Consider the following 13225-nt stretch of genomic DNA (forward strand, 5'->3'; position numbering starts at 1 on the left):
GTCATGAGCATTCGGTTCACAACACGGGCTCGCAGGGGTTTGGTCGCATGGCCCATGGCGATCGGGCTGGCCTTCGGTGCGGTGGGTTGTGGTGGCGGAGGTGACGACGACAAACCCGACGCGGCCGCGACCTCCTCCAAGAGCAGTGAGTCGAAGCCGGAAGCTCAGGAGGGGGACTCGAAGGAGACTCTGGCCGAGCTGAAGGGACCCAGCGGTTTGTTCCTCAAGGTCACCACCGCACAGCGCGATGCGGGAGGCTTCGTCACGGTGAGCGGTGACCTGAAGAACGATGGTAGCGAGACAGTCAATGTCCCCGCTCAGCTGAGCGGCAACGAGACCGAGATCATCCGAAACGGTAGCTCCCTCGGCGGTGCCACTTTGGTGGACTCCAAGGGAAAGAAGCGCTATTACGTGCTGCGCGACACTGACGGCCGACCGCTCACGACAACCAACTTCCCTGCTTTGAAGGCGGGTGAGTCACTGCCGGTCTTCATGCAGTTCCCCGCGCCCCCCGCAAGCGCGACCGAGGTGACGCTCCAACTGCCTATGTTCACGACCGGCACCATCGAGATCGCCGGGTGAGGCCCACCATGACCTCCCCCCCGCGCCTCACCCTGGCTGTCACCCTCGCCCTCGTGCTCACCGCGAGCCTGACCGGCACCACCACCGCCCACGCCGAAGACGACCCGAACGACCCGCCAGGCACCGAAGCCTCGGCCTCCGCCCCCGTCGAGGTAGACCCCAACGACCCGGACCTGAAGATCCCGGACGGCGCGACGCTCGCCCAGGCCAAGGTCCTGGACATCAAGACGGTCGTGGAGGAGCAGAGCGGCGACGAACGCCGCGAGGACACCAACACGAGCGTGACGCTCGCGCTGCAGGCCGAGGTGCTGTTCGCCAAGAACAGCGCCAAGCTCGGCGCCGAGGCGAAGTCCCGTATCTCGGGAATCGCGGAGGAGATCAAGACCCAGAACGCCACCAGAGTCCGGGTCTTCGGCTTCACCGACAACCTCGGCTCCTCCGCCCACGGCGACGTACTCTCCAAACAGCGCGCCAACGCCGTACACGACGTCCTGTCCCAGGCCCTGAACGACGCCGACATCACCTACGAGGTCCGCGGCTACGGAGAGCAGTACCCCATCTCGGACAACTCGACGGAGGCCGGCCGCAAGAAGAACCGCCGGGTCGAGGTCTCCTTCCCGCGCACGGAAGCCTGACCGGCGGATGGCGGAGCAAGAGGAACACGTAGGAGCGCGGAAGCCGCGGTTCCCACTGCCGGGCCGCGGACGAGTGATGGTCCTCGCGGTGCTGACGGTGCTCATGGTCGCCGCCTGCGGCGGCCCGGACGAGACAGACACCGCGCCGACGCCTTCGTCGCCTCCGGAGCGGCCGACGTCATCCCGGTCGACCACGCAGTCGGCCTCCGTGGAACCGGAGCCTTCCGTCTCCGCAGCGGACGGCTACGACGCCAGTGCCTGCACCGACGGCAACTGCGAGATCGCGGTGTCCAAGCCCGTGACTGTCCGCTTGCAGGGTCCGGGCGGCCCGGCGACGCTCTCGGTGACCGAGGTCGGCCCGAACAAGATCGAGTACAGGGTGAAGTCGGGCAACGGACAGTCCAAGGGCGGTGCGAGCGGCCCGGGTCAGGGTTGCATCACGGTGCTCCGCAAGAACGGCAGCGGCAACTCCTGCGGCGGCTTGTCCGGTACCCGTCCCAGTGCCCAGCCCGATGCCGTAGTGATCCAGGCGACGACCGGTACGGACGGTACGGCGCTCCTCCACATAGTGTCGCCCTGAGGACTTCTGCCGATGAGTTCGCGTGGCGCTTCAAGGGCAGTCCGGCCTCGTCCATCCAGCCCTACCCGCCTACGACCTCAACCTGCGCACCCACCCGCACCCCCCACCCGGCCAACGCTCCGGCCTCCGCCTCCAGCACATGTCGGGCACGCAGCCGGGGCAGCCCCAGCCTGCCGGGCCGCATGGTGCGCACGGCGATGACGACGAGCCGGCGGTCGAGGTAGGCGACGTCGATGGGCATCCGCATCCGGAAGGTATGCACGCTGTTGGCAGGCGACAGGAGAATCGCCCCGTCTACGGCCTCCCGTCCCAAGAGCCCTTTGGTGCGGGCGCGGTACGAACCGGCGATCTCCAGCGGCACACGGACGCTCCCGCCCCCGGCGGCCCCCTCCACGACCAACGCCCCTCGCCCGTCCCGCCAGCGTCGACCCACGCCGCTACCCCTCTCCGCCAGTCCCCACCACCGCAGGCCGCTTTGCTGCGCCTCTTTGCTGCTTCCTGTGTGAAACGCGCCGAGGCGAGCGGGGTGGCCGCACGCCCAGGGGGCGATGCTGGCGCGTTACGCAACTGTTGTCATCCAAGAAGCCACACGTACGGCTGATGTGGACTCATGGGGCACCGCAGGGAGACAGGTCTCACTCTGGTGCCACTCCATCCTGGTGGATAGCGTTGCTTCGCTCAAGAGAAGCCCCGTCCCACCCAGGAGCCGACCGTGAATCGCCGCCGCCCCACCCTGCTCGCAGCGCTCACGCTGACCGCCGCAGCGGCATTGACGCTGTCCGCGTGCGGCAGTGACGACAGTTCCTCCAGCGACAAGGACGAGATCGCGGGGGCGGACACGGGCAGTTCCAGCCCGTCGGCCTCGGCGACTACGGCGGGACCGTTGGAGACTGATCGGCCAAAGATCGATCTACCCTCCGACCTCTCCTACACCTTCGAGTGGCCCAGGACGGGCGACAAGGAAAAGGACGCGGTGCTTGCCGACAGCGAGCAGTCCATCAAGGCCGTGGACCTGGCAATCGTCAACCAGGATGCTCTCGACAAGGCGTACCTCTACTACTACGAGGGCGAGGCGGCTGCCGGTACGCAGGAATTCATTCAGAACTACGTTGACCAAAAAGCTGGCATTACGGGAAGTTACCGCTTTTATGCCCCTGAAGTAACGGTTGACGAGGACGGTACGGCTTCCTTCACCTACTGCGAAGACCAAGGTAAGGCGTACGTGAAGTACCTCAAGACCGACAAGGTCAGAAAAACCGAGGTAACTGCCAAGAGCTACGTCATCTACCACACGTCCCTGAAGAAGACGAGCGAAGGCGTGTGGGAGATCCAGAAGATCGCCTCGCAGAGCGGGAGTGAAAAGTGCCAGCTCTGACGCACGCGATGAGGACGCTACCGGCCATGGTCGTTGCCAGCGCCTGCCTGTCCCTGGTTGCGCTCCCTGGCCCGGCACACGCCGACGACATTCTGGACGGCAACACACAGAACTCGACCACGGAGCAGCGTGCGGAGACTGGCGGCGACGGTACTGTCGGGGTGACTGTCGGAGGCGTTGTCTTCGACCATTCAAAGAACGGCAGCGGTGACTCGGCCGGGGCGTTGGCATCCTCCACATCGTGGAGCCCGCCACCCTGCTGGTACGCGCCCAAATACACGCCTGAGCAGTTGCAGGAGCACCTGGAACCGATCTGGGAAGCCGGCTCCACGGGATACGAGTGGGACGCCAAGCAGCGGGACAAGTACAACGCCGATGACGAAAAGAAGGGCTTCAACAAGGACAAGACCGACAAGGGATATTGGTGGGGGTCGTACGTCAACAAGAGCTATCCGCCGGGCTGGGACTCCTGTGACGAGGACTACTTCTGGGTGGACACGGGCGATGCTCCGCCGGCCAACGTCGAGAAAGCCGTAACCCCCGAGGTCCTCGCCGAGCTTGCCTACGCGGAAATCCGCGTCCCTGGTACCGAGGTGACGCTGGCGCCCGCGGAGGCCACCAAGGTAAACCTTCCGACGTGGGCGTGGCTGGATGGTGCCGAGTTCAAGCCGGTCTCGGTCACCGCGTCCGTGGAAGCGATCGGTGTCCATGCGACGGCCACGGCGGAACCGGTCTCACTGAGGATCGAGCCGGGCACCGAGGACGCCGAGACCCACCCCGCGTCCGGTGTGTGCGAGATCAACAACGGTCGAATCGGTGAGGCTTACGCCAAGGGCAAGGCGAACGAGACCCCGCCCTGCGGTGTGACTTACCTGCGTTCCTCGGGCGGCGGTTCATATCCGCTCCAAGCCACCGTCACTTGGCAGATCCACTGGACCGGCAGCGGAGGAGCCGGCGGAGACCTCCCCGACGGTACGTTCGGTGCTACTCAGGACGTGATCGTCCAGGAGATCCAGGCCGTCAACCGCTGACCGGCGGCGCCAGCCCTCAGTGCGTAAGTGAGTCCCCGAAGAGGGGCGGTGTCCGCGTACGCGCCACGAAAACCGCATGTCGTCGTTCCTCTCTTCGGTGCGGGTGGACCGGAGAGGGGACGGACACATGGCGGAGCGGCTTGCCGTTGACGGCGACGAACTCGGGCGGTTCATGAAGTCGCTGAGGGAGTCGTCGACCTCGCTCAGAGGCGTCCGAAAGGCGCTGTCGGACGCCACGATCACCGGTCTCGGCACGGACGACCTCGACTCGGCGTGCGAGGCCTTCCAGGAGGACTGGAAGTACGGCTCCGAGGAGATTGGCAAGCAGACGGAGGACCTGGCCGAGATCATCGGTAAGAGCAAGGACAGCTACCTCGAAGTCGACAAGGCGCTCGAGGAAGCGGTGCGGAAGTCGCGCGAGGTCAAGACCGGTGCCGAGAAGTGACCGTCACCGCCGGGAACGACCAGTACGGTGCCGCGCTCGACCCTCGGTCCCGTGCGGACCTTGGCAAGCCGCAGGGTCTCAAGTCCGCCCCGCGCATCCCGAACCCCGGCTATCCGCACCTCGGCTTCAATCCCGTACCGGGGGACACGGAGACCGTGCGGGGCCTCCAGAAGAAGCTCAGCGGGTGCGCCAAGATGCTTCAGGAGACCCACGACCTGGTCACCAAACTCCTGGACGGCAGCTATTGGAAGGGCGACGCCGCGGTCGCCTTCCGCGAGCAGCTCGACGGCGGCCCGCTGCCGTTGAACCTCAAGAACGCGGCCCATTCCATCCGTAAGGCGGCCAGGCAACTGGATCGCTGGGAGGGCGAACTCGACGACTTCCAGCGGCGGGCCAAGAAGCTCGAAGAGGACGCGAAGGAAGCACAGGCCGCGGTCGACCGCGCACAGGGCCGCGCGGACAAGGCCGGCGACGACCCCGACCTCAAGAAGGACGGCACCGATCACGATGCCGCGAAGAAGGCGTTGACGCGCGCGAACGCAGACCTGGACGACGCCCAGGCCGAGCTGGCGAAGATCATCGGCAAGGCGAAGAGGCTGGCCGAAGAGCACGAGGAAAAGGCCGGTCACCGGGCGGGAAAGATCCGCGACGCCACGAAGAAGCTGGTGCCGCACGAGCCGGGGTGGTTCGACGAGGTACTGGACTGGCTGGGCGACAACCTGCCGGACATCCTCAGCTTCACGGCGGGGCTTATTGGGGTGGTGGCGCTTCTTCTTTCAGGGCCACTGGGACTTGGGCTCGCGACGATGGCAGCGTTGATGCTGACAGCGTCCGGAATGAGCGCGACTGCACTTGTGCTGCGACTCACGGACCCGGAGGTGCGAGCATCCCTGATGGACGGCATCACCAAGGGCGAACTGGATGCCGACTTCTGGAGCAACGCTGTCTCGGTCGGTGCAGATTTCGCAGGGGCGTTGCCGGGGGTGGGGGCTGCGGCCAGGGGGAGTATCGAAGCGGCTGACGCTATTCAAACCGGCGCCCGAACGCTCGGTTTCTGGCAGAAGGTATCCCTCTATGGATCGAAATCAGCAGATGAAGCCGAGCGAATTATCGGGCTGGAAAACCGGTTGATTGCGCGCGCTGTGCGGGGCTTCAGCAACCCAGAAAAGGCGGCGAAAGTCGTAGCTGGGGCATCAGGTCTAACCGGGGTCGCCACTGGTGGTTTCGGCCTGTATAACAAGGCGGTGGACGCTGACGGTGACGGCATCAAAGACGGTACGGTCGCGGGAATCGATGGATCCCGCCTCATCCTAGACAACGGCGGGATCATTGGTCTCGTCCGTCATGTTTTCTAGCGCCGTAAAAGAGGAGGCTGGACATGAACCCTGTCGCTTGTGCCACGGCTTGGGATTACAGTCCCACGCGTCGGGCGTGGATTCTGCACATGACCATGAATGTCACCGGGTTGGTCGGTTGGTCCGGTTGCTGGGTCGTGCTGCTGGGAGTTTCCACCTATACGCCTAATTGGGTCGCATGGGTCTTCGTGCCGTACTTCATCTACGGGCCTTACCGGGTATTGACTCAACTGAAATACTTCCCTGCGGCATTCTTGATGTTGCGGATTCTGCGTGCGTACCCCTGGCAGATTGTGCGGGAATCTCCGCGAGGGTTGACTAAACGACCCGAAGTGGTGGGTAAGCAGTACGGCTGGTTCGAGTTCCCCAACCCGGCCTGTCGGCAGCAGCAACTCCCGCTTGTCTTTCCCCGGCATTTCCGACGAAGGTGGTGGGCCCGCCGTATGGCCCCCCGCGCCAAACCTCATCTGAAGGCGGAGATCGAAACGGTGTGGTTCGCCGGCGATCCGCGATTCATCGGGCTTGTCGCCGCGCCTACCCGAAGGGGCACAGCCCCTCGCCATCTCCATGTCGTCGAGCAGCGGATTGATGTGCAGAGCGGCTGGCGCTTCGCCGACTGGGGCGCTACTCCCGCGGATATTGAGCGTGGACGACGTGCAGGCGTCTACCCCGTCCACCCCTGAACCGTGGAATGAGGCATGCCGTGAGTTCGGCTGCGATCGTCGTCGACGAATCCGTCAAGGACCCTCACGCAGAGCTCTGGTTCGCTGAACCCCCAGGCTTCACAGCTCTGCCATTGGACGCTCTGCTCGCCAAGCCGGAAACGTCGGACGCCGACAAACTGTGCGTGGCTGCCGCGCCGTTACTCGAAGCGGCGCCCAGTGAAATCGCTCGGCAGCAGTTCGTCGCGCTCCTCGCATCGGGGCAGCAAATGCTCGCAGCGCTGTGCGAGTCCGGCACCGTCCACTGCTCAATCGGGCTGCACCGCGATGACGTCGGAGGCCAGACGAGTGGCGGCGCGCAGCCTCTGCTCTCCCTCTTCACAATCTCCTGGCGCGACACGAACGTCGCCCCGCGTGCCGTCACGGCGGCCCGTGCGGTCACGGCGGTCGAGGGGCATACGCACATCGCCTTCCAGGAACTCCCCTGTGGACCGGCGGTTCTCAGTGAGACCGCGCGTCAGCCTGCCGCCGGCAGCGGGCTTCCGCAGCGGCCTCTTCTCCAGATCCACGCCCACCTGCCGCACCCCGACTGCAAGCGTCTGGCCGTTCTCACGCTGAGTACAACGGCCACGGCGCGTCGGGAGGAGTACCGGGCGATCCTGCGGCAGGTCGTCGAGACGGTCCGCTTCGAGAATCCCCTGGGTGCCGACTCGTAATGTTGTTGTCCGGCGGCCCCGGCCGGAGGTAGGAAGGCCCCATGACTGGACTCGGCGCCGTATTCCGCCCCCAGCTCGCCCCCGAGCGGCTGCGTGCCGTGGCGCGCGCCGCCGATGAGGCCGGGCTCGAGGAGCTGTGGCTGTGGGAGGACTGCTTTCGCGAGGGTGGGATCTCCACGGCGGCCGCTGCGCTCGCCTGGACCGAGAGGGTGCGCGTCGGGGTCGGGCTGCTGCCCGTGCCGTTGCGGAACGTGGCCGTCACCGCGATGGAGGCCGCCACGCTGCACCGGATGTTCCCCGGCCGCGCGATCCTCGGCGTCGGACACGGGGTGCAGGACTGGATGGGGCAGGTCGGGGCGCGGGTCGAGTCGCCCGTCACCCTGTTGCGGGAGCATCTGGTGGCGCTGCGGGCGCTGCTGGGTGGGGAGCGGGTGACCAGCGAAGGGCGGTATGTCCGGCTCGACGACGTCGCGCTCGACTGGCCGACGGGGCAGGGAGTCGAGGTGCTCGCCGGTGCCACCGGGCCCCGGTCGCTGCGGCTTGCGGGGGAGGCCGCCGACGGGACCGTTCTCACCGCGGCCACTCCGCCCGACGGGGTGCGTCGGGCCCGGCGGCTCATCGACGAAGGGCGCGCGGCGGCCGGGCGGGGGGAAGCGCACAAGGTCGTCGTGTATCTCCTGGCCGCCACCGGGCCCGACGCGGGCGAACGGTTGCGGGCCGAGCTGGACGCCGAAGGTGTCGGATCGGTGCCCGATCTCGGTGTGGCCGGGGATGCGGGGGCCGTCGCCGGGGCCGTGGAGAGGCTGGCCGAGGCGGGGGCCGACACCGTGATCCTCCAGCCGACCGGTGACGAGCCCGATCCGGAGGGGTTCGTGCGGTTCGCCGCGGAGGAGGTCCGGCCCTTGGTTGCCTAGGCCCAGCCCACCGCCGTCGTTTCGTAGGCCACCGTCTGTAGCCCATCGCTCCTGGCCCGCCGTTCATGGCCCGCCGTTCATGACCCGCCGTTCATCACCCATCGCTCCTGGCCCATCGCTTCTGGCCCGCCCGCTCCTGGCCCGCCGTTCACGGCGCACCGCCTCACGGCGCACCGCCTCACGGCGCACCGCCTCACGGCGCACCGCCTCACGGCGCACCGCCTCACGGCGCACCGCCTCACGGCGCACCGCCTCGCGGCGCACCGCCTCGCGGCGCACGCCGCCTCGCTCGCCTCGTTCTCCATTGCTTCGATCGGACTCAACCCCCATGGCCCATCCCCACCACCCCCGCTCCTTCGACGACCTCATGGCCGAAGGCGCCTCCGTACCCACCGAGGGGTGGGACTTCTCCTGGTTCGAGGGGCGGGCCACCGAGGCGCGGCCGTCCTGGGGGTACGCGCGGTCCATGGCGGGGCGGCTGGCCGAGGCCGACTCCGTACTGGAGGTGCAGACCGGGGGAGGGGAGGTCCTGGACCAGGCCCTCGAAGCCGCTGCCCCCCGCCGTCCCCGTCTCGTCGTCGCCACCGAAGGCTGGCCCCCCAACGTCGCCAAGGCCACCGCGCTGCTCGGTCCGCGCGGTGTCCCCGTGGTCGCCTCGTCCGACGACGCGCCCCTGCCCTTCGCGGACGGCGCCTTCGACCTGGTGGTGAGCCGGCACCCCGTCGCGCCGCACTGGGGTGAGATCGCCCGTGTACTCCTGCCCGGTGGCACGTACTTCGCCCAGCACGTCGGGCCCGGCAGCGTCTTCGAGCTCGTCGAGTACTTCCTCGGGCCCCAGCCGGAGGAGAGCCGGAACCACCGGCACCCCGAACGAGAGCGTGCCGACGCGGAGGCCGCCGGCCTGGAGATCGTCGACCTGCGGGCGGAACGGCTGCGGATGGAGTTCCACGACATCGGCGCCGTCGTCCACTTCCTGCGCAAGGTGGTGTGGATGGTCCCCGGCTTCACCGTGGAGGGGTACCGGGACCGACTGCGCGACCTGCACGAGCGCATCGAGGCCGACGGACCCTTCGTCGCCCACAGCACGCGTCATCTCTTCGACGCCCGCAAGCCACAGCGCTAGGGCACGGACGCCCTCGCCGGTGGCCCCTCAGGCGTGTGCGCCCACCGTCACCTCGCCCACCACCAGCTCCGCCCGCGCCTCCAGTACCTCCCCCACCCGTTCCACCTGCGCCGCCAGTTCCCGTTCCTGTCGGGGCGTCAGGCGGCCCAGCGGTTCGACCGTGACCGTGGTACGCCGTCCCCGGCGCCGTTGGTGCCAGACGCCCGCCGCGACGCCGTCCACGAGCAGCACGGGGAAGTTGCCCGCCTGCCCGCCCGCCAGCGCCCGCTGGTAGGCGGCCCCGGGGAAGAGCGACTCCCGCGGCTGCGCGGCGATGAGGTACGCGTCGAAGTACGGCAGCAGCCGCACGCCGTGCAGGAGGGCCCCCTGCTCCGACGCGTCGGGGAAGACGGTGTCGTCCGTCATCACCCACGCCGGCGTTCCCCCGAAGTCGACCTGCTCGATCTCGCCCGCGTCGGCCAGCCGGTCGTACAGGGACCTGGCCCAGCCGGGCGGTGCCGCCAGCCACCGGGCGAAGTGCTGCGCTGTGGCCGGGCCGTAGGCGTGCAGGTAGCGGCGTACGAGGAGCCGCAACGCCTCCTCGGGCCGCATCGGAGTGAAGTGGGGCGGGCGGGTGTACGTCACCTTGCGGCCGCGGTTCGGGCCGAAGGACAGGGCGCCGGACTGGCCCGCCCGGTGCAGCGCCTGCCGCCAGCGCGGCCACATGGTCTGGAACGCCGGCATCACCAGGTCGCCCGCCCAGGGACCGGTGCGGGCGACGACCTCCTCGCCGAGTTCGTCGATGGTCAGGAAGGCGCCGTCGAGGGCGTCGCCGATCGCCGTCACGACCTGTTCCGCCTGCTCCCGCGTCAGCCGTACGTCGGACGGGAGGGATCCCGGCCCGTCGGCGACCGCGGGCAGCGCGGCGCACCACATCGGCAGATCGCGGGCCGGGAGCAGGTGCACCGTCCCGCGAGGACCGTGCGTCTTCACGAGCGAGGGCGGTGGTGCGGAGGGTGTCCCGGTCGGCCACAGCGACGACCGTACGTCCGCCCGGGTCACGCCGTCGGTCCGCAGGCCGACCGAGAGTTCGGCCGCCGACAGTACTTGGGCGTGGACGCCGAGCATCGTGCCGGCCACATCGGCGATCGGCGTGCCCGTTCGGGCAGAGATGGCCAGGAACTGCCGGTCCAGTCGCCGGGCGCTCGCCGCGCCCCAAGTGATCCCCGCCGTCTTCGTCATGAGGTGACGTTAGAGGAGGAGTAGGACAGAAATCGGCCTAGTCGGTGCGTGGGGAAGCGGATATTCGGGGCGTATGCGGCGTACCTTCGCAAATATTGGCACGGCTGGTAACAGGGGGCGGAATCTCCCTCCGATCCTCACAGGGTTCCCACATCGTTATTCATCGTTGTCCGCCTCGCGTCGAATCCGGCGTGCCTGATCGCGTAGGTTCAGAGCAGGTAATTCGCGTGAGCAAAGCTGCGCGTGTGGCACCGCGCAGTGGAGGGGGCTGCGCGGTGCCCGGTCAAGCGGGCGTCCGCCGGTGGGTTCACCCGGTGGAGGGAAGCGGGGGTCGTTCGCCGTGGGGCCCACGGGGGGCGTCGGGGCCGCGCCGGATCGCCTCTTCCGTCCGTTCAGCCCCTTCAGGCGCCCTGTTCACCTGTGTATCCGCTGTGTTCTGGCCATGATTCAGGGCGGAATGAATGCTTTCGGGGCCATCCGGGCGTTGCCGGGCGACTTCGGAGAGTAGTTTTGGCACGCCGATGGGCGCAGCATCACTTACAAAGGGTTATGGTGGAAACCCCCCCTCGGGCCGGTCCGTCTCCCCCCCACGGACCGGCCCGTTTTTTCTGCCCCTCCCGGCCGCGCTTCTCTTCTCCGCACCGGCCGCACCTCCCTTCTCCGCACCGGCCGCACCTCCCTTCTCCGCACCGGCGGGACCGCGCACCGTGCCCCGCAGCCTCCCGGCGGGACGCCCGTAACGAGGAGTTCACCGGTGCGCCGTCCTGTGTCGTGGCATGGCGGCGCTCGTTCGAGGGCATAAGCCAAGCAGGTCGACGCCCGAACCACGGGTGTCGGATCTCAGCGGACGGCACGGAGCCGTCCGCCCGGGAGGCCCTTTGCACCAGCCCCACCGTGCGGTCACGGCACGGAAGACGCGGCGGAGGGCCGGTCCACGGCCCGCGCCAGTGCAGGGCGGCCCTCGACCGGTCGGCTCGTTCCCGCCCTCCCGGCCCAGCGTCCACTCCGTCGCTCCCCGACCTCTTCCGAGGGGGTACGTCCTTCCGTGGTGACCAGCACAAAGCGCCACAAGCCAGATAGGCGCACCTACGTTCTCGACACCAGCGTCCTGCTGGCCGACCCGAACGCTCTGCACCGCTTCGACGAGCACGAGGTCGTGCTCCCCATCGTCGTGGTGACGGAGCTGGAGGCCAAGCGGCACCATCCCGAACTCGGCTACTTCGCCCGGCAGGCCCTGCGCCTGCTCGACGAGTTCCGGGTGCGGCACGGTCGCCTCGACGCCCCCATTCCGATCGGGGATCTCGGCGGCACCGTGCGTGTCGAGCTCAACCACTCGGACCCCAGCGTGCTGCCCACCGGCTACCGCCTGGGGGACAACGACTCCCGCATCCTCGCGGTGGCCCGCAATCTGCAGGCGGAGGGATTCGACGTCACCGTCGTGTCCAAGGACCTCCCACTGCGGATCAAGGCGTCGTCCGTCGGCCTGCTCGCCGAGGAGTACCGCGCCGAGCTCGCCATCACGGACGCCTCCGGCTGGACCGGGATGTCCGAACTCACCCTGCCGGGTGAGCAGGTGGATGTGCTCTTCGAGGAGGGCCGGGTCTACGTCCCCGAAGCCGCCGAGCTGCCCGTGCACACCGGTCTGACCATCCAGTCGGAGCGCGGCAAGGCCCTCGGCCGGGTCACGCCCGACGGCAACGTCCGCCTGGTGCGCGGCGACCGGGAGGCGTTCGGCATCAAGGGCCGCAGTGCCGAGCAGCGGATCGCGCTCGACCTGCTCCTCGACCCGGACGTCGGCATCGTGTCGATGGGCGGCCGGGCCGGCACCGGCAAGTCGGCACTGGCGCTGTGCGCGGGTCTGGAGGCCGTGCTGGAGCGCCGGCAGCACCAGAAGGTGATGGTCTTCCGTCCGCTGTACGCGGTGGGCGGGCAGGAGCTCGGGTATCTGCCCGGCTCCGAGGCGGAGAAGATGAGCCCCTGGGCACAGGCGGTCTTCGACACGCTGTCGGCGGTCACCAGCCGGGAGGTCATCGAGGAGGTGACCGCGCGGGGCATGCTGGAGGTGCTGCCGCTCACCCATATCCGCGGCCGGTCGCTGCACGACGCGTTCGTGATCGTGGACGAGGCCCAGTCGCTGGAGCGGAACGTCCTGCTGACCGTGCTGTCCCGGGTCGGGGCCAACTCGCGGGTCGTACTGACCCATGACGTGGCGCAGCGGGACAATCTGCGGGTGGGGCGGTACGACGGAGTCGTGGCCGTCGTCGAGAAGCTGAAGGGCCATCCGCTCTTCGCGCACGTCACCCTGACGCGCTCCGAGAGGTCCCAGATCGCGGCGCTTGTGACCGAAATGCTGGAGGACGGACACATCTGAGAGGTCTGAGTAATCCGACCCGACACGGGCCGGTTACCCGACGGTTGGCGCCGTCCGGAAGGCGAAGAGCCTAGCCGGGCGGCGCCTTCGCGTGTGGGGATTTCCGTGAATCCCTTGGCCCAAACGGGATGTGAGCTTTCACACGCAACACAGAATTGCCTCACCCCGCCGGGTTACGGCAGAGTCTCATTCCTGTCAGGCCCCGCATACGACAC

The 13225-nt window shown here is 68.2% G+C and carries 14 protein-coding genes; 12 read left to right on the forward strand and 2 right to left on the reverse strand.

The annotated features are described in order from the left end of the window. The first annotated feature begins 3 nt into the window (after positions 1 to 3). The 3 genes from ACIQ6R_RS02680 (at position 4) to ACIQ6R_RS02690 (ending at position 1797) form a co-directional block, all read left to right on the forward strand. A complete protein-coding gene (locus tag ACIQ6R_RS02680) occupies positions 4 to 582 on the forward strand; it encodes a hypothetical protein (RefSeq protein WP_404218238.1) in 579 nt (192 codons plus the stop codon). An 8-nt stretch (positions 583 to 590) separates the two neighbouring features. Further along, entirely contained in the window at positions 591 to 1217 is a 627-nt protein-coding gene (locus ACIQ6R_RS02685; RefSeq protein ID WP_404218240.1) for an OmpA family protein, read from the forward strand. Between the two features lie 208 nt (positions 1218 to 1425). Then, entirely contained in the window at positions 1426 to 1797 is a 372-nt protein-coding gene (locus tag ACIQ6R_RS02690; protein ID WP_404218242.1) for a hypothetical protein, read from the forward strand. A 61-nt stretch (positions 1798 to 1858) separates the two neighbouring features. On the opposite strand, the gene ACIQ6R_RS02695 is transcribed toward ACIQ6R_RS02690, so the two are convergent. Continuing rightward, a complete protein-coding gene (locus ACIQ6R_RS02695) occupies positions 1859 to 2230 on the reverse strand; it encodes a DUF192 domain-containing protein (protein ID WP_404218244.1) in 372 nt (123 codons plus the stop codon). 279 nt (positions 2231 to 2509) lie between these two features. Between ACIQ6R_RS02695 and ACIQ6R_RS02700 the strand changes: the two genes are divergently transcribed. From ACIQ6R_RS02700 to ACIQ6R_RS02735, 8 genes are all read left to right on the forward strand, one after another. Continuing rightward, positions 2510 to 3172 carry a hypothetical protein gene (locus ACIQ6R_RS02700; RefSeq protein WP_404218245.1) on the forward strand — a complete coding sequence of 221 codons (663 nt, stop codon included), beginning with the start codon at positions 2510 to 2512 and terminating at the stop codon, positions 3170 to 3172. A gap of 26 nt (positions 3173 to 3198) precedes the next feature. After that, complete coding sequence (locus ACIQ6R_RS02705) at positions 3199 to 4203, forward strand: hypothetical protein (protein WP_404218247.1); 1005 nt, start codon at positions 3199 to 3201, stop codon at positions 4201 to 4203. 127 nt (positions 4204 to 4330) lie between these two features. Beyond that, positions 4331 to 4648: a hypothetical protein gene (locus ACIQ6R_RS02710; protein ID WP_404218249.1), complete on the forward strand. Its 318-nt coding sequence runs from the start codon at positions 4331 to 4333 to the stop codon at positions 4646 to 4648. After that, positions 4645 to 6003, forward strand: a complete 1359-nt coding sequence (locus ACIQ6R_RS02715) for a putative T7SS-secreted protein (protein ID WP_404218251.1) — start codon at positions 4645 to 4647, stop codon at positions 6001 to 6003. The genes ACIQ6R_RS02710 and ACIQ6R_RS02715 overlap by 4 nt, the downstream gene beginning before the upstream one ends. 89 nt (positions 6004 to 6092) lie before the next feature. Further along, the gene (locus ACIQ6R_RS02720; RefSeq protein WP_404218253.1) at positions 6093 to 6686 is read left to right on the forward strand and encodes a hypothetical protein; all 594 of its coding nucleotides are present in this window, start codon (positions 6093 to 6095) and stop codon (positions 6684 to 6686) included. A 20-nt stretch (positions 6687 to 6706) separates the two neighbouring features. Then, positions 6707 to 7381 carry a hypothetical protein gene (locus ACIQ6R_RS02725; RefSeq protein ID WP_404218255.1) on the forward strand — a complete coding sequence of 225 codons (675 nt, stop codon included), beginning with the start codon at positions 6707 to 6709 and terminating at the stop codon, positions 7379 to 7381. A gap of 41 nt (positions 7382 to 7422) precedes the next feature. After that, positions 7423 to 8295, forward strand: coding sequence for an LLM class flavin-dependent oxidoreductase (locus tag ACIQ6R_RS02730; RefSeq protein ID WP_404218257.1), 873 nt, complete (start codon positions 7423 to 7425; stop codon positions 8293 to 8295). Between the two features lie 328 nt (positions 8296 to 8623). After that, complete coding sequence (locus ACIQ6R_RS02735) at positions 8624 to 9418, forward strand: class I SAM-dependent methyltransferase (RefSeq protein ID WP_404218260.1); 795 nt, start codon at positions 8624 to 8626, stop codon at positions 9416 to 9418. A gap of 27 nt (positions 9419 to 9445) precedes the next feature. Here ACIQ6R_RS02735 and ACIQ6R_RS02740 read toward each other — a convergent pair whose 3' ends face one another. Further along, entirely contained in the window at positions 9446 to 10639 is a 1194-nt protein-coding gene (locus ACIQ6R_RS02740) for a winged helix DNA-binding domain-containing protein (protein ID WP_404218263.1), read from the reverse strand. A 1045-nt stretch (positions 10640 to 11684) separates the two neighbouring features. Here ACIQ6R_RS02740 and ACIQ6R_RS02745 point away from each other — a divergent pair. Then, positions 11685 to 13010: a PhoH family protein gene (locus ACIQ6R_RS02745; protein ID WP_404169739.1), complete on the forward strand. Its 1326-nt coding sequence runs from the start codon at positions 11685 to 11687 to the stop codon at positions 13008 to 13010. Positions 13011 to 13225: the final 215 nt, after the last annotated feature.

This window comes from Streptomyces sp. NPDC096048 (genome assembly GCF_044763415.1).
Lineage (GTDB): Bacteria > Actinomycetota > Actinomycetes > Streptomycetales > Streptomycetaceae > Streptomyces.

Bases quoted from the DNA above. Each gene is read 5' to 3' on its own strand.
- ACIQ6R_RS02680 (WP_404218238.1), top strand. From the start codon at position 4: ATGAGCATTCGGTTCACAACACGGGCTCGCAGGGGTTTGGTCGCATGG.
- ACIQ6R_RS02685 (WP_404218240.1), top strand. From the start codon at position 591: ATGACCTCCCCCCCGCGCCTCACCCTGGCTGTCACCCTCGCCCTCGTG.
- ACIQ6R_RS02705 (WP_404218247.1), top strand. From the start codon at position 3,199: ATGGTCGTTGCCAGCGCCTGCCTGTCCCTGGTTGCGCTCCCTGGCCCG.
- ACIQ6R_RS02710 (WP_404218249.1), top strand. From the start codon at position 4,331: ATGGCGGAGCGGCTTGCCGTTGACGGCGACGAACTCGGGCGGTTCATG.
- ACIQ6R_RS02720 (WP_404218253.1), top strand. From the start codon at position 6,093: ATGACCATGAATGTCACCGGGTTGGTCGGTTGGTCCGGTTGCTGGGTC.
- ACIQ6R_RS02730 (WP_404218257.1), top strand. From the start codon at position 7,423: ATGACTGGACTCGGCGCCGTATTCCGCCCCCAGCTCGCCCCCGAGCGG.
- ACIQ6R_RS02735 (WP_404218260.1), top strand. From the start codon at position 8,624: ATGGCCCATCCCCACCACCCCCGCTCCTTCGACGACCTCATGGCCGAA.
- ACIQ6R_RS02740 (WP_404218263.1), bottom strand. From the start codon at position 10,639: ATGACGAAGACGGCGGGGATCACTTGGGGCGCGGCGAGCGCCCGGCGA.